Raw genomic sequence first — 16,347 nt, forward strand, 5'->3', positions numbered from 1 at the left:
ATCGACTTTTTCATGCCGTCCATTGAGGCGGTTTTTTATTGCCCGCTCATCGTTTGAGCTGCCAATCATTCAATCAAGCTCCCTAGCCAGGGGGCTTTTTCGTGGGCGCAGCTATGTCAAACGATATTAAAAAAACGGGCGGTCAGCTCGATTCCTCCGATACCGAGCCAAGTAAAAGCCTGCGCAGCTTAGGCCAAAACTCTGCGCAAGCGGCCGTCGGCGCAGATGCCAGTGCTGTACAAGAGATCCAAACGCGCCAAACCAACGAAGCTGATGCAGGTTCAGAGCTAGCAAGTGATTGGTTCTCTGTGGCCGAAAGCATGGCCGGGCTGACTCTTCAGTTGGCCACAACAGGCCTAGATACAGGCCGCAGCGCATTGGCAAGCGGGTTGCAGAGCACACAGCGCTCAGCAGCCCGGGCCACCACAGCGAATGGGCAAGCGGCTGCGCTCACTTCTATTGATGTCCTCAATCGATTCAAAGCGGCACAAGACAATTTGGCCCAAGCGATGAATTTGGCTTTGGCCCCGCTTGAAGCACAGGCCAAGGCCATGAAAGAGCTGATTGAGACAATTGATCTGACCTCGGGCGCACTGAACAAACTTGCCGCACAGCGCCAACTGGACAGTGCTGCAGCACAGGATTGGCTCAAGTCGAATGAGCGTGTCAACGAGAGCTTGGCTGATACCCGCGCAGAGAGCGATTCAGACAAGGTGAAAAAGACCTTCAGTACGCAAAGAGCAGCGAAGGAAGTTGGTCAAGCCGTGGAGGCGATTCTCATAGGTAGTGGAAAAAATGCATCTGATTACCTTAAAGAGCTATTCCAGTCGTTGGTGCTTGAGCCTACGATTAACCTTGGTTTGGATGCGGTGTTGGACTTCTTTGGTAAGCAAGCCAAAGACCTCAGCGCAGGCATCCAGACTATAGCGTTTGATGGCGAAAAGGCCGCCAAAACCATTGGCCAAGCCATAGAGGATTTCATCAAGGGGGGCGGAAAAAACGCTGCCGGCTACCTCAAGGGATTGTTCAAGTCTTTGGTATTGCAGCCGATGATCGATATCGGCTTCAATGCTGTGTTGGGGCTATTTGCCAAAGACGGCAAGATCAGTGCAGAGAGCCTGAGTAACAGCCTGATGGACAGTTTCAGCAACGGCTTTGATTTGCTGTCCACTGGCAAGAGTATTTACGACGCCATTTCAGGTGGATTTGCCAGCTTGTCTGGCAATGTGGCTGAGTATGTGCAAGGCGCGATCAACTGGATCAAAGGCAGTGGCGGAACAGCTGCGCAAGGTCCCATTCAAATCGGTGGATTTGCACAAGGTGTTGGCACAGCAGCAGGCATTGCCGCTGGTGTTGCTGGTGGTGTTTACGGCGGTCGAATGATCTCTGGTGGCTACTCCGCAATGGGAGGGAGCTCTGGGAACTCAGCCGTAAACATTGGTACTTTGATCGGTACGATCTGGGGGCCGGCTGGCTCGCTGATTGGTGGCTTGCTCGGCGGCGCCGTCAACCGTTTGTTTGGTCGCAAACTCAAAGACAGCGGCATCGGTGGTGAATTCACTTTCGGTGAAGGCTTTGATGGCTTCTCCTACGAGAACTACAAGGGCGGGCTGTTTAGATCGAACAAGACCAAGTACAACGAACTCGATGAAGAAACATCCAGCTTCTTGGGCAGCTCGTTTGCCTTGGTGGTTGGCAGCGTTGCGAACATGGCTGAGCAAATTGGCATTGAAGCTGAGCGCATCAACAACTTTAGCTTCGATTTCAATCTGTCTACCAAAGGCATGGATGAAGAAGCTATTCAAGCGGCCATGGCAGAGGTGTTTGCCAATGCTTCACTGAGTGCTGGTGACCAACTGATGGCTGGGTATGAGGAATACATCCGCAGCTCAGAAAATAGCGTAGAAGCTCTGACGCGCCTGTCGCAAGCGCTGACGGGCGTTAATGGCATGCTCGATACGCTGGGGCTAAGCCTGTTTGCCACCTCAGTGGCTGGCGCGGATATGGCCAGCCAACTGGTTGACTTGTTTGGCGGCTTCGAGGCCATGACCTCTGTGGCAGGCTCTTACATGGATCGCTTCTACAGCGAGCAAGAGCGAGCAGATATCGCGCTGCGCCAAGTCACTTCAGCGTTTAAAGATTTGGGGTTCGAGCTGCCGCAGAGCAAACAAGCGCTGCGCGCTTTGATCGAAGAGCAAGACCTGACAACTGAAAAAGGGCGCGAACTCTATGCCGCCCTGATGATGTTGAGTGGTGCTTTTGCCGACACGGTCGATGCTGCGCAATCGCAGGCCAAAGCCTTACAAGAAGTAGCGCAAGCACAAGACGATGCACGCCAGGCCCAGTTGGAGGGATGGATGCGGTTAGGTGGCCTGTCAGTCGACAGCATGAGCCAAGGCTTTATGCAGGCCATGAATGATGGCCAAGACCCTGGTGTGTGGCTGGCCGAATATATCAACGGCGGCTTCCAGCAAGCCATGCAAATGCAAGCGCTGAACATGGTCATGCAGCGCATCATGGATGAGGCACTGGCCCCAGCCATGGACGAGATCATGACCGATCTCTTCGGTGAGCGCGGCGATCAGACTGCAACCACGGCTGAGAATGCGGTACTGCAAGTGTTTGATGCCATGGATACAGCATTTGCCAGCATCACTGGCGAAAGCGTTTTGAATCTGGGTGAAGCACCGGATGGCTCAGGCGGCGGTGCGGGCATGCAAGCGCTTGCTGATGAAGGCTTGCGCAGTTTGGGCAAAGGCGACTTTGTGGGTGGGCCGTTCGACACAGAACTGGCCGGCACACAAGAGGCGATTGCGATCTGGTTGAAGAGCGTCTCAGATTTGAGCACTGAAGCGGTTGCAGAGATGGATTTGTCCCCTGCAACAGAGGCCTTGAGTCAAATACTCTATGGGCTGGTGGATGAAGAAACTCTCGCTGGTTTGGCAGAAATGCTCGCCGGTTTGCCTGGTATCAATCCAGAGGAGGCGGAAGCACTCGCTGCCTTGACGCAAGAGGCGTTGGGAGCCTTGTTCCAAGGCGTTGCCGATGGCTCGATGAGCTTGTTTGACGCATCGTTGTTTGCCAACGCGGCTTTTGATGGCATGGCAGGCAACCTGGTCGCAAGTTCGACCGTGATGCTGAATGCTTCTGCACAGGCCAGCGCTGCAGCTGCCAGTGCGTCTGTGAGTGAAGCTAATGCGTCTATTGGGCGCATTCAATCGGCAGAAGCGCAAGCGCTGAGCTTGCTCAGCGCGTTCATGGATTCGCCTGCATACAAAGAGATTTTTGGCGAGAGCAAGCCCACGCCAAAACCTGCGCCTGCGCCACCGCCGCGTAATAGCGGTGGCGGTGGCAGTGGTAGCAACATCAGCTCTCAGGTGGATTCGAATGCCAAGTCCCTGGTCTCTGCCTGGGAGTCAGTCTACAAAGCCATTTTTGGCTCGATGAACAAATTGCGCGACAGCATCTTGGGCACCACCCAGGATGAGGGCAACAGCTTCTACGAAGCACAGTTTGCGCTGTTGACCGCACAGGCCAGAGCCGGCGACAAAGACGCGGCAGACAAGCTGCCCGACATTGTCAGCAAGCTGCAGGCGTATGCACTGGGCAATAGCTCCTCATTGTTTGAGCAAAACGCCAGGATCGCCGCCTATATCCAGTCGCTCGAAGCCACGCAGCAATATGTGGCGGACTTGTACAGCGCCGCTGGCGGCGATAAAAGCAAATTGCAGGCACAGGTCTCTCCGGCCACTTACGCGCCGGCCAGCCTGCAAGCTGCAAGCGCAGCCAATACCAAGACCTTGTCGGTAGCCAGCAGTGCCGATGTGCTCACACCAATGCAAGGCAGCAATAGCAATAACGCGCTGCTGTCAGAAATGCGCGCCATGCGCGAAGAACTGGCCGCTGCCAAAGCCGAGTTGCAAGCCATGCGCAGCAACGCCGAAGACACCGCGGCCAATACCCGCAATATCCACCGCACGCTGGACGAAGTCACCGGCGGCGGCGAAGCCATGATCACGAAAGGAGTGACTGCATGATCGTGTATCCACCGATTGAAATTACCGATGCGCGTTTGATCGCCTCCTCGGTGCTGGAGCCCGATGTGGCCAATGGCGAGCAAGCCTGGCAATCCGGCCAGGCCTACGCAGCAGGCACAGCGGTGATTCGTGCCAGTGTGCACAAACGCTACCAGGCACTGGTGGCGATTGCCGCTGGCGATACGGCCACGCCCGAGTCTTCGCCACTGAAGTGGCAAGACATGGGCGCGACCAACAGCTGGGCGATGTTTGAGCGGGGCCGGGCCAATGCAACCGTGGGCCAGGCAGGCGAGTCCTTGATGTTTCGCGTCAAACCAGGTTCTCGTATTGACTCTGTGGCCCTGGTCGGCATGGAAGCCAGTTACGCCACGCTGCGCATATACCAAGGCACAACGCTGCAGGTAGAGCGCACGATTTCGCTGACCAAGCGCTTGGTGCACAACTGGTTCGATTATTTCTTCAACGATTTCACTTACCAGAACGATGCGATTTTCTCTGATCTGCCAATGTACGAAGACGCAGAGGTTGAGGTCGAGCTGGTCTACGGCGATGTGCCGCCGTCGCTCAAAGCGCTGGTGGTCTGCCGCAAAGTACATCTGGGCAAAACCATGGTCGATCCCACGCTCAGTGGTGCCAACTACTCGCGCATTGTGCGCGACCAGGAATACGGCGACGTCTCGCGCATTGTGCAGCGCCGCTTTGTGCCAACGACACGCCAGAAACTGTTGATTGAAGACAGCCGCGACGCAGAACAAATCCGCAACGCGCTGATTGCGATTCGCTCCAGCCCCGCATTGTTCAGCGGCCTGGACGATGACACGAACAACCCGTGGTTTACATCATTTTTGATTTATGGACTGCTCAAGGACTGGACGCTGTCCGCGCCGGGCTTGAGGTATGGAGGGCTTAGCCTTGAACTGGAGGAACTATGACTGACATTGTGAATGTGCCGGCAATACCGGCTTTACCGACGCCGCCGAGCACCAACGACCCGAATAACTTTTCTGCGCGAGCAGATGGATTTTTGGGGATTTTGCCGGAGTGGTCTGCGCGCATGGGGGAGGTGGCTGAAGCTGTAATGACCAACGCAACTGCTAGCCAGGAGCACGCCAGTGCATCTCAGAATGCAGCTAACTGGGCTGAGAGCAATGCAGCAGATGCAGCAGCATCTGCTGAGCTTGCAAAAAATGCACCGACCACGCATGGAACCAGTAATCAAACTTTGGCAATTGAGGCCGGTTCAATTGATATGCAGGTTGAAAGTGGCCGTGCGTTTGTTTCTGGCCAAGCAGTCGTTATTGCTGCGATTAGCAATCCTACTTCCCAGCGTATGTATGGGATTGTTACTGCTTATAACCAAGATAGTGGGATGCTAACTGTTGCCGTGAGTCACTTCTCAGGAGTAGGCAGCGCTACTGGATGGACTGTGGTTTTGGGTAATGCTCCTGCCGTGGGAGGGTTGTCTGTTATTAATGTGACCACTAACAGTCTCGCTGTTTCTGGTTTTTATCATGCAATCACTGAGCCTAATGTTTCACTTGCGATGCCTGCTTTTCCAAAATTTGGTGATGAAGTGGGGTTTTGTAATGCTTCGGCTGGCAATGTAATTATTCAGTGGAATGGAGTAACTGTGAAAGGTGTGCTGCCAGTTCCTGCTGCAATGGTTGTGCCGCAATATGGGGGGGCTGTTGTCAGGTTTAATGGCGGTACATGGGTGTAATTCTTTAGATTCAATGCTGATTTTGAATCGTAAGATGAAGATTTATATGTGAATTCTGGTGGTTTATTTTGCATAATCCGCCTAATTGAAAAGGATTATTATGAGCGGCTTCAATCTACTTTTTGGTGGAAGTGGGACATTGAAATATCAAAAATTTACAGTGAATGGGGTTTTTGTTCCATCAGCTGCATTGCTGGCACGCGGTGGTCTAGTTTTTGTTCGTGCTTTAAGCGGTGGTCAAGGTGGACCTCGGGGATCATTTACGCAAGGAGGTGGACTCGGTCCGCAAGAAGGTAATCCTCCTGGTGCTAATGGAACAGTTAATGAGGGCTATCTTTATTTGAAAGGAATTGCTTCTGTCGAGATTGGGTCTGGCGGCTTTGGACAAACGGCTTCAGCGGCAGCAACACTTGGAGGGCGCAGCTCATTTGGTTCTTCTGATTCTGGTTATATTGCAGCTGTAAATGTGTTGAGTGTTTCGGTTAAAGGGAGAGTAGATCAGTCCCATTAATTGCAAATTCTGCAGCTAGTGGGACTTATTATGGATATCCCGCAGGGGGGTATTACTATAATGGCAATATTATTCCGGGGAATTTAGGTTTGCCACCAACGGCTAGCAATAATGGCAGTGGTGCTTCGGCATCTCATGCTCCTGCAAATAGTGGGATGGGAGGGGCGTCTGGAGGGCATAATTCTGTGGCGACCATTAATCCGAATCGAGGGGCGGGTGCGGTTGGTAATGGTGGTAATGGTGGCTCTGGTTTTGTTGAAGTAATTTGGTGTGAATGATTTTTGTGGTTTACTATTTTTTATTTTTGGCTGATGTTTGATTGTTTATATTTATTGCGCCAAAATAGGAATAAATTTTGAGGGTTCAAACAGTTTTTTTTCAAAACCCTAATACGGAAAGCAACAAACGGCCCTCTGGCCGTTTTTTCACGCCCAGAAAGCCCCCATGACCACCAATCCAGAAAAAAAACCGTGGCTCGACCCCAAAACCTTCGCCGCTCCCTTAGTCGGTCTCATCATCACCTGCGTCTGGGGCCTGATCTCCATGCATTTTGCAATGCAGCAGCTCAACAGCGTTGTGACCGCTTTGCGGGAGACGGTGGTGGAGCTGCGCACCACTGTGAATGAGATGAGCCGCAACGCCTCTGAATCCGAGCGCAAGCTGGCTTTGATCGAGTTTCGTGTCGGCAATATCGAGAGCCAGTTAGGTTTTTTGATCGCGCCGACAACGAGTAAGCGGCAGCAGGAATGAGGAGTTGCTATGGCCAATAGCACCATCCCTACCGTGCTCAAACAGCGGCTCTTGGCAGCCGCTTTTTCTTTGTCTGTAGTCGCCAGTGGCGGCTATCTTTTGTATGACTCTGGCCAGCCCAGTGCGGCTGTGGTGCTGGCGCATGAGGTAGGCGCTTTTTACGAATCCAGCGGCAAGCACATTGGCACGCCTTATGTGGATACGCTGGGCAAGGGCCAGCCTTGGACCGTGTGCAATGGCGTAACCGGGCCTGCTGTGGACCCGAAGCGCTATTACAGCCCAGCGGAGTGCCAGGCGCTGGAGATGGCCATCCTGCAGCGCAGCGAGCGTGCTGCGCGGGGCATGTTTTTGTACTGGGATGATTACAACGTTTGGGTGCAGGCCAGCATCATCGACATGCTCTACAACCTGGGCGATGCTTCGCTGGTCAGCAGCACGCTGCTGCGCAAAGCCAACGCGGGCGATTTGGATGGCGCTTGCGCTGAAATGGCGCGCTGGGTGTTTGGTACCGTGAATGGCCAGCGCTCGCGCTTGCAGGGTCTGGTCAACCGACGCGCGACTACGCAGGAGCTGTGCGCGCAATGGGGCCGTGACGGGCATTGGAGTGCGGGCTTGTCAGAGGAGGGGGCGTAATGCGCAGTGCCTTTATTACAGGTGTGCTTGCTTTGGGGCTGGGTTGGTTGGCGGGACTGTGGTGGGCCAACCAGTCCAAGGCGCGCCTGCAACTCCATTACGAGCTGCAAATCACGCAGATGCAAGCCGAGCAAGACCGTTTGCGTGTGGCTGCCGTGTTGGCACAAGCGACCGCACTGCAAGCCAATACCGACCAAGCCAATCTGGCTGCCTTGCTGGCAGCCCAAGCAGGAGAACAAATCCATGTGCAATACCGCACGATTGCCCAAGTGGTGGAAAAAATTATCGAGCGGCCTGTGTACCGCAGCCAGTGTTTGGATGCTGACGGGCTGCGGCAGCTCAACGACTTTATACGCGGTGCCACAGACGAGCTCGACCGTGCCGGTGCTACCGGCCAACCTGGCACTGCCATGCGCTGATTTGCCTTTGATCGACGGTGAAGATGGCCGGGCGGTTGTGCAGTGGGCTTTGCCCACGATCCAGCTTTACCGCGAATGCCAGGCCAAGGTCCTGGGCCTGCAGGGGGCTTGGCCTTCGTGAAGCACTCGCGCGCTTGGGTTCTAGGCAGATGCAGCGCTGGACCAGGGTAAGCCCTTGTAATCTGCTGCGGGCTATAATGCTGGGTTTTCATGGGTTCCCTCACCCCCATTCATCAAAAAGGTTGTTATGACACCGATTCAAAGTCCGGCCCAAGGCCCAGTTGCGCGGGTGCCGCTTTTCTTGGCCATCTTGGTGGTCTTTCACATTCTCATCATCATTGCCAGCAATTACCTGGTGCAGATCCCCATCAACTTGCTGGGTTTTCATAGCACTTGGGGCGCATTCAGTTTCCCGTTTATTTTCCTGGCGACCGATTTGACCGTGCGGCTGATTGGCAAGCACGAGGCGCGCGTGGTGATTGGCCGGGTGATGGTGCCGGCCTTGGTCGCGTCCTACATCGTTTCGGTGTTGTTTCATGAGGGGCGTTTTAACGGCTTTGCGTCGCTGGCCGAGTTCAATGGCTTTGTGTTTCGCATTGCCTTTGCCAGTTTTGCCGCCTATGTGCTGGGCCAATTGTTGGATATCCAGGTGTTTGACCGCATTCGCCGTGGCTGGGCGGCTTGGTGGCTGGCGCCGGCAGCAGCGTCGGTGTTCGGCCAGGCCTTGGACACAGCCGCCTTTTTTGGTATTGCGTTTTGGCGCAGCAGTGACCCGTTCATGGCTGCCAATTGGATGGAGATTGCCACCGTGGATTATGTGATCAAGCTGGTGATCAGTTTGGTGCTGTTCGTGCCGGCTTACGGTGTGGCCTTGGCGGCAATTGTGCGCATGGTGGACAAGCCTGCCAATGCGCCAGTGGTCAAGGTGTGAGCCTGGCTGCGTTGATTGACGCGCGATAAAAAAATGGGCTGGCGCATTGCCAGCCCGTCAGAACGCTGTTTGCGTGTAGTGTTCTGTGCATGAGGGGACAGGCCGTGTTTGTTCGAGGGAGCAAACACGGCTTTGTCATTTAAAACCCGCGCGTGACGGGTGGGTCATACTCTTTGCCACCTGGCTTGTCGTCGTAGCGGCCCAGCTCCCATTTGGCGATCGCGTTGCGGTGCACCTCATCTGGACCGTCGGCAAAGCGCAGCGTGCGGGCGTTGGCGTAGTGGTAGGCCAGTGGGAAATCCTCTGACAAACCACCTGCGCCGTGCACTTGCATTGCCCAGTCCAGCACTTGGCAGGCCATGCTTGGCGCAACAACCTTGATCATGGCGATGTCGGTTTTGGCGACTTTGTTGCCAACAGTGTCCATCATCCAGGCCGCTTTCAATGTGAGCAGGCGGGCCATGTCAATGCGGCAGCGTGCCTCCGCAATGCGCTCTTGCGTGACGGTTTGCTGCGCAATGGTTTTGCCAAACGGGCTGCGGCTGAGCGCGCGGCGGCACATGTATTCGAGCGCGCGTTCGGCCTGGCCAATCAGGCGCATGCAGTGGTGGATACGTCCAGGGCCTAAGCGCCCTTGCGCGATTTCGAAGCCACGGCCTTCGCCCAACAACATATTTTCTGCTGGCACACGCACATTCTCAAACAGGATTTCCATGTGGCCGTGTGGTGCGTCGTCATAGCCAAACACCGACAGCGGGCGCAGGACGGTGATGCCTGGCGTGTCTGCGGGCACCACGATCATGCTTTGCTGCGAGTGGCGCGGTGCGTCCAGATCGGTTTTACCCATCGTGATGTAGACCTTGCAGCGTGGGTCGCCTGCGCCAGAAATCCACCATTTGCGGCCGTTGATCACGTAGTCATCGCCATCGCGCACGATGCGGGTTTCGATATTGGTCGCATCGCTGGAAGCCACTGCTGGCTCTGTCATGGCAAATGCAGAGCGGATTTCGCCTTCAAGCAGCGGCTTGAGCCAGCGTGCTTTGACGGCATCACTGCCGTAGCGCGCCAAGGTTTCCATGTTGCCAGTGTCTGGTGCCGAGCAGTTGAATACTTCAGGCGCCCAGACCACACGGCCCATGATTTCAGCCAATGGTGCGTATTCCTGGTTTGTGAGGCCAGCGCCGGTGTAGCCCGACTCTTCTGCGGTATCGACTGGCAGGAACAGGTTCCACAAACCTTGCTTGCGGGCAACGACTTTGAGTTTTTCAACCGTTTGCAGTGGCGACCAGCGTTTGCCTGCAGAAGTGTTGGCTTCCAGCTCTTCTTTATAGGCTTGCTCGTTCGGGTAGATATGCTCATCCATGAATTGCAGCAGTTTTTGCTGCAATTCCTTGGTCTTGGGCGAGTAGTCAAAATCCATGTCTGTCTCCTTGTGGTAGTGGATTGGGAGGGTGGCTGCCAGGGCTGGCAGTACCAGCAAGTCAGTGCTGTGTGTTGTTGGCGTTGTGCGCAAGCTGGGCCTTGGCCCAGGCCATTTCCGCCAGTGGTTGGGCGTTTTCGCCTTGTGCTTTGGCGCGTTCGCTGCTGGCCAGGCCGTCCTGGGCTCGTTTGGCAATGCCTTGCAAAATGGCCGCTAGGCGGAACATGTTGTAGGCCAGGTAGAAGTTCCAGTCTTTGTGCAGCTCTTGCGCAGTCGCGAAGCCGGTGCGCTCGCAGTAGCGCTCGATGTATTGCTGCTCTGAAGGAATGTCCAGTGCTGCCAGATCAAGGTCGCCAATGCCACGGAAGATGCCGCTGGGGATATGCCAGGTCATGCAGTGGTAGCTGAAGTCGGCAAACGGGTGGCCGATGGTCGACAGCTCCCAGTCCAGCACGGCGATTGCCTCGGTGCTGTCGCTGGCGAACATCAGATTGTCCAGGCGAAAGTCACCGTGCACGATCGAGGTGAGGTCTTCGTTTCTGGCCGAAGCCGGGATATTGGCTGGCAGCCATTCGATCAGGCGTTCCATGGCCTCAATGTGCTTGGTTTCAGAGGCCTTGTACTGCTTGCTCCAGCGGCCAATCTGGCGCTCAAAATAATTGCCGGGCTTGCCATAGTTGGCCAGGCCCCTGGCCTGGTAATCAACCGTGTGCAGCGCAGCGATCACGCGGTTCATTTCGTCGTAGAGCGCAGCGCGGTCGCTGTTGCCCATTTCGGGCAAAGACTGGTCCCACAGCACACGGCCTTGCTTGAATTCCATGATGTAGAAGGCGCGCCCGATGATGGACTCGTCATCGCACAGCGCGTACATGCGTGGTACTGGCACGGCAGTGTCAGCCAAGCCGCTCATCACTGCATATTCACGCTCAATCGCATGGGCAGAAGGCAGTAACTTGGCCGCTGGCCCAGGTTTGGAGCGCATCACATAACTGGTGCCAGGCGTGTTGAGTTTGTAGGTCGGGTTGGATTGACCGCCTTTGAACATTTCTACCGACAGCGGGCCTTGGAAGCCCTCGACGTGGCGCTCCATCCAGCCGGTTAAGGCTTGCACATCAAAAGCATGTTCGCTGGCGACTTCACGGGTGCCAATAAAGTGCTCAAATTCGCTCATACAGTCTCCGAAAAAAGAAAGCCGCACCGTGGCGCTGCGCGATCTGAGCGATCGCAGCAGCGCCACGGATGCGGCGTACATGCCCAGCGCGCAAATGGCGCAGGACTTAAATGGTGGCAGCAGGTGGTGGGGTGGTTTAGTCGCCCGCCTCGGCAATTTTCAGCAAGCCATCGCGGCTCAGAATGATTAAGCCACCGGTTTCGATGCGGATGATCTCCTCGCGCTCCATGCCCTTGAGTTCCTGGTTGACGCGTTGGCGTGAAGCGCCCAGCAGCTGTGCCAGCTCTTCCTGTGCCAATTGCAGTCCAATGCGGATGTGGTTGCCGCCATTCAAATCGGCAATCCCGTAGCTGCGCGCCAAATGCAGCAATTGTTTGGCCAGGCGCGCGCGCAGCGGCAGTGTGTTCAGGTCCTCGACCAAGCCATACAGACCGCGAATGCGGCGCGCATGCATGCGCAAAATCGCCTGGTAGAACTCCACGTGCGATTCCAGTATTTTGAAGAAATCCGGTTTGCTCACCATCACGATGGTTGTGTCGCCGTGCGCATAGGCATCGTGCGTGCGCTTGTCCCCGTCCAGCAGCGCCACATCGCCAAACCAGACGCCTGGCTCTGCATAGGTCAACGTGATTTGTTTGCCTGTCAGCGAGGTCGAACTCACGCGCACGGCCCCCTTGGCGCAGGCAATCCACTCCTCGGGAGTGTCGCCACGAGCGCAAATCAAAGCGCCGTCCTTGTACCGTTTGACATGTGCACATCGCAGGATATCGTGCCTCAGAGAAGGAGAGAGAGTGCTGAACCAGCGACCGGTGTTGATCGCTTCACGTTCCTGCATGGTAAGAATGGGTTCGTCCATAGCCTGTCTTTTGAGTGACTGATTCGGGTTTATCGGGGGACTGCTTGTGAGGCAGCCAACGCGGAGTGTTTAGGCTTGTGTCTCTGGTCGGCAGCAGTGCCAGCAGGCAAGCGCGGTGCTGCGCCCTTGGCATTTATCGTGCACTGCAACAAGGCATATTATGGATAAGTTGACAGTCATTGAGCAGGCTCCGACCCCATGATTTCATGCAGGTTTTCCTGTATGCGCACAATCAAGAGGGCAGGCATCGATGCCGTACTTTGCTGCGCTTCGCCTGCTTGAGTGCCTGATTATTCTCTCTGGGGTGTGAGCGGCTGGGTAGACACCGCATTGGGTGAAGCACGCATAGTATCTTGGCGCGTTTGCAACACAATAGCGGCCTTTGTGTCCGCCCTTGAAGCATGGCTTAGAGCGGTTCATCATCTCGACGCAGCCGCGTCTGAAGCCCAAAAAAAGCAGCATTACTGCGTTGCCTGTTTTGCGCATACAAACGTATGGGCTGCAATAGGCGCCTCGCATTGCCGCTTTTTTTGTCTTGCGCGGTTGCGTGGGCATTGTGAACAGGCTCTTAGGGCGTTTATTGATGGAGTATCTCAGTATGTCAATCCGTTTATCTTTTTCTGGCTGCCTGTCAGCCTTGGTCGTGGCTATCAGTCTTGCCAGCGTGCCTGCGCAAGCTGGCGAGCGCCTCGATACCATCCTGCAAAACAAAGTGCTGCGGGTAGGTACGCCAGGTGACTACCGACCGTTTGCCATGAAAACCAATGGCCAATATGCAGGCCACGATATCGAGGTGATTGAGGCCATGGCCAAAGAGCTGGGCGTTAAAGTCGAATACGTCGACACCACCTGGCCCAAGCTGATGGAGGATCTGCAGAACAACCGCTTTGATGTCGCCGTTGGAGGCATTACCCGCAATGCGGCGCGCATCGGCAAGGTCCATATGCTGCCTGGTTATGCGCCGTTCGGCAAAGTGGCCTTGGTGCGCACGGCTGACAAAGACCAGTTCAAGAAGCCCGAGGATTTGAACCAAGCCAAGGTGCGTGTGATTAAAAATCCTGGTGGTACGAATGAGGCCTACGTGTTGCAAAACATGGCCAATGCACAGATCAGCACGCATGACAAAAATGCCGAGATTCCTGCCCTGATTGCTGAGGGCAAGGGCGATGTGATGATTACCGAGACCTATGAGGCACTGCACTACAGCAAGGCTGATCCTCGTTTGTATGCGGCTTATTTGGAGCAGCCTCTCACACCCGTCAATGAACTCGGTTTCATGTTGCCTACGGATGATGCAGATTACACACGTGTGATGGCGTTCACTTGGGATGTGCTTGGCCTTCGGGGTGTGCTCAAACAAGAGGCGCAACAATGGCTGCAGTAATAGTTTCGCGTATTTGAGCGGACAAAATGCGGGCGCTGTGCATTCGGCATCGTGCAGCGTCTTGAGAAACGCATGCCAGTGCAAGGGCTGTTGCATGTGCGGTCTGTGTGGATGCCGCTTGTAACTTCCGCAGGGGGTGTTGTAGTCCGCTTTGTATGCGAGCGGTGCCCAAGCGCAGAACTGTCTCTTAGCTCTGCGCGCCATTTCTTAGAATGAGTGGCGAAACCCCACCATCATGCCCGCTTGGCTGCGCCCTAAACCGGGCGATGCTGGCACTGGCGTACCAGCCGAGACGCTATAGCCAACTTGCGCATCATTTTTCAAATAGCCGGCTGAAATGTAGGCTGCGCTGCGTCTGCTCAGGTTGTACGAACCGCGTACCGTGAGCAGTTGGGCATTGGCTTGCTCGCGGTTGGCGTTGAGATAAATGTATTCGGCATCGAGCACGATGGATGCACTTAAGGGCTGGCGTACGCCAAGGAAATACTGGTCGCTGCGGAACGTTTCGTTGACTGATCGCAGTTCTCGGTGTATCACGCCGCCGCCAAATCGCGTGGTATTGAGCATCAGGTAACCAGTGAGAAAGGTGTAGTTGTCGTGGCTCTTGTTGTCATAGACCAGGCCTGGTGGCTGGCCAAAGAATCCTGAGCCTTCAATGCCCTTGTTTGCGTTGTGCGCAAGCGTCACGGCCCAGCGTTTATTGTCGTATTGAAGCATGCCTGAATACCCGGAGCAGCCACTTTTGCTTTGCTGCGGGCCACAGTTGGACGGCGGTAATCCATCACGCGCAGTGGAATACATGGCAGCTACAGTCCAATTGCCAAAGGTGCCTTGGTAGACAGCGGAGTTGTCCATGCGCTGATTGGGAATATAGGAGTTCAGTGAGGCCAAACTATAGACCGCGGAGCCGATCACATCACTGGCCATCAGTGCCGCTTGGCCCATGGCTTGCTGCCGACCGAATGTCAGTGAACCCCAGCTTCCGCTGAGCCCAACAAACGCTTGACGACCAAAAGCGCGGCCACCTTGCATATAGCGGCCATCGGTGAGCGATAGACCACTTTCCAGCACAAAAACGGCTTTGAGTCCGCCTCCCAAATCTTCGGAGCCTCTAAAACCAAGGCGTGAAGCAGTTTGTCCACCCGTATTCAGTGGCATCCGGGTCATGGATCCAGAACCCTCGACGCGATTGAGGTATTCGACACCAGTATCAAGTACACCGTAAACACTGACATTGCTTTGTGCATACACACTGCCACTGGCCATGCAACCAATGGTGGCGGCTGCAAGAGCGGTATTGCGCATGTGAAAAACTCGTTTCATTGGTATCTCCTCCATATGTTTAAAACGAAAACTCAAATAGCAGAATTCGCACTGCGCCCTGTTTGTTGGAGCAAGTACAGCGGCGGTATCTGTCTGGGGTATGTACGTGCGCTGCAGCCTCGATCTCGCAGAAGCAGGTCAGCGCCCATGCTTCTCTATGAGCTGCTAACACCACGCTGGATGTGTTGCTGGCTCAACCTGGTGTAGTCGTTGTAGATGCTGCAGTTGTGCACTGTGCTTGAACGACACACCTTCGGTTGATTGGGGGGGCGGCGCAGGTCAGAGGCAGCGCTGGCGTTCTCGGCGCGATGGTTGGTCGCCTGTGCTGCATTGATTGAGGCGGTATATAGGAGCAACTGAACAGCTGTGCGCCGATGAGTTCTTTTTAATTGCAAAGCGGTGATGTGGATTAAATGGCATGTGGTTTTAAATATGGATCAAATCAAATATTGAATGGTATTATTGATGGGTGCCGTAAACTTGGTTTTATTTGAGTTGTTATATAAGAGCTTGGCTTGATGTGGTATTGATTAATTGATTGGCTGAAGTGATGTTAGTTGTGCTCTGATATTTTTGGCAAGCTGGTGTTTCCCCTATTTTGAGGCGTATTGGTTCATTGTTTTATTGGTGAATTGTTGTTGGTGTATTGGTTATTGGTGTGGTTGTTGAATTTTTAAAATACGTGAATTGGTGAGGCAAGCCGTCCTTAGATTGTTTTTATGGGGCGGGTTGGTTTTATGGCTGCTTTAGGGTGGATTTTTTTGTGATTAAGTAATTGTTTATCAATGGGTTGTGGCGTTTGTTGTGGGGTTTGTGTGTGCTGTCATGCAGCTTGCATTGGTATTTCGTCTCCATGCTGCACTTTGATGTTTTGATGCGCGATGCAGGTTTGTTTTTCTGATATGAAGTGTCAATTAAATATAAATGTTAAATATTTAACGATTCCATAAGTGAAACATTTTGCGAGCATTGTCAATAATATGAATATTTGACATTTAATAGATATTTTTCTGAGGATATCTAAGGGTTTGGCCTAGTTTGTTTTGGCTGGTTTGGCTGATTTAATAAATAAAAGATCAAATATTAATTAATGTTTTAATAGTGAAACGTAAGAACGCGATGCCACCACATATAGAGTTTAAAAATGTTGCTAAACATTTTCCCACGCGTAATCAGCCCAATGCTTCCAATG

Annotated in this window: 13 protein-coding genes; 9 read left to right on the forward strand and 4 right to left on the reverse strand. The window is 54.2% G+C overall.

The annotated features are described in order from the left end of the window. Positions 1-113 precede the first annotated feature (113 nt). The 8 genes from E8K88_RS10935 (at position 114) to E8K88_RS10970 (ending at position 9,001) form a co-directional block, all read left to right on the forward strand. Positions 114-4,037 (forward strand): hypothetical protein, encoded by a 3,924-nt coding sequence (locus E8K88_RS10935; protein ID WP_136406708.1) that lies wholly within the window; start codon positions 114-116, stop codon positions 4,035-4,037. Beyond that, positions 4,034-4,969, forward strand: coding sequence for a hypothetical protein (locus tag E8K88_RS10940; RefSeq protein ID WP_136406709.1), 936 nt, complete (start codon positions 4,034-4,036; stop codon positions 4,967-4,969). Before E8K88_RS10935 ends, E8K88_RS10940 begins: the two co-directional genes overlap by 4 nt. Then, positions 4,966-5,757, forward strand: coding sequence for a hypothetical protein (locus E8K88_RS10945; RefSeq protein ID WP_136406710.1), 792 nt, complete (start codon positions 4,966-4,968; stop codon positions 5,755-5,757). Before E8K88_RS10940 ends, E8K88_RS10945 begins: the two co-directional genes overlap by 4 nt. A 100-nt stretch (positions 5,758-5,857) precedes the next feature. Continuing rightward, positions 5,858-6,268 carry a hypothetical protein gene (locus E8K88_RS10950; protein ID WP_136406711.1) on the forward strand — a complete coding sequence of 137 codons (411 nt, stop codon included), beginning with the start codon at positions 5,858-5,860 and terminating at the stop codon, positions 6,266-6,268. A 444-nt stretch (positions 6,269-6,712) separates the two neighbouring features. After that, on the forward strand, positions 6,713-7,018 hold the full coding sequence (locus E8K88_RS10955; protein WP_136406712.1) for a hypothetical protein: 306 nt from the start codon (positions 6,713-6,715) through the stop codon (positions 7,016-7,018). 9 nt (positions 7,019-7,027) lie between these two features. Next, positions 7,028-7,651, forward strand: coding sequence for a glycoside hydrolase family protein (locus tag E8K88_RS10960; RefSeq protein WP_240754473.1), 624 nt, complete (start codon positions 7,028-7,030; stop codon positions 7,649-7,651). Further along, complete coding sequence (locus E8K88_RS10965) at positions 7,651-8,070, forward strand: hypothetical protein (RefSeq protein WP_136406713.1); 420 nt, start codon at positions 7,651-7,653, stop codon at positions 8,068-8,070. The genes E8K88_RS10960 and E8K88_RS10965 overlap by 1 nt, the downstream gene beginning before the upstream one ends. 247 nt (positions 8,071-8,317) lie before the next feature. Then, the gene (locus tag E8K88_RS10970; RefSeq protein ID WP_136406714.1) at positions 8,318-9,001 is read left to right on the forward strand and encodes a 7-cyano-7-deazaguanine/7-aminomethyl-7-deazaguanine transporter; all 684 of its coding nucleotides are present in this window, start codon (positions 8,318-8,320) and stop codon (positions 8,999-9,001) included. A 139-nt stretch (positions 9,002-9,140) separates the two neighbouring features. Here E8K88_RS10970 and E8K88_RS10975 read toward each other — a convergent pair whose 3' ends face one another. From E8K88_RS10975 to E8K88_RS10985, 3 genes are all read right to left on the reverse strand, one after another. Beyond that, positions 9,141-10,421 (reverse strand): acyl-CoA dehydrogenase family protein, encoded by a 1,281-nt coding sequence (locus E8K88_RS10975; RefSeq protein WP_136406715.1) that lies wholly within the window; start codon positions 10,419-10,421, stop codon positions 9,141-9,143. 61 nt (positions 10,422-10,482) lie between these two features. Continuing rightward, positions 10,483-11,592 carry a phosphotransferase family protein gene (locus E8K88_RS10980; protein ID WP_136406716.1) on the reverse strand — a complete coding sequence of 370 codons (1,110 nt, stop codon included), beginning with the start codon at positions 11,590-11,592 and terminating at the stop codon, positions 10,483-10,485. 136 nt (positions 11,593-11,728) lie between these two features. After that, on the reverse strand, positions 11,729-12,448 hold the full coding sequence (locus E8K88_RS10985; RefSeq protein WP_136406717.1) for a Crp/Fnr family transcriptional regulator: 720 nt from the start codon (positions 12,446-12,448) through the stop codon (positions 11,729-11,731). Positions 12,449-13,046: 598 nt separating this feature from the next. On the opposite strand from E8K88_RS10985, the gene E8K88_RS10990 reads away from it, so the two are divergent. Next, a complete protein-coding gene (locus E8K88_RS10990) occupies positions 13,047-13,832 on the forward strand; it encodes a transporter substrate-binding domain-containing protein (RefSeq protein WP_136406718.1) in 786 nt (261 codons plus the stop codon). 207 nt (positions 13,833-14,039) lie between these two features. Here E8K88_RS10990 and E8K88_RS10995 read toward each other — a convergent pair whose 3' ends face one another. After that, positions 14,040-15,155, reverse strand: a complete 1,116-nt coding sequence (locus tag E8K88_RS10995; RefSeq protein ID WP_168797309.1) for a porin — start codon at positions 15,153-15,155, stop codon at positions 14,040-14,042. Positions 15,156-16,347: the final 1,192 nt, after the last annotated feature.

This window comes from Lampropedia aestuarii (genome assembly GCF_004803635.1).
Lineage (GTDB): Bacteria > Pseudomonadota > Gammaproteobacteria > Burkholderiales > Burkholderiaceae_C > Lampropedia > Lampropedia aestuarii.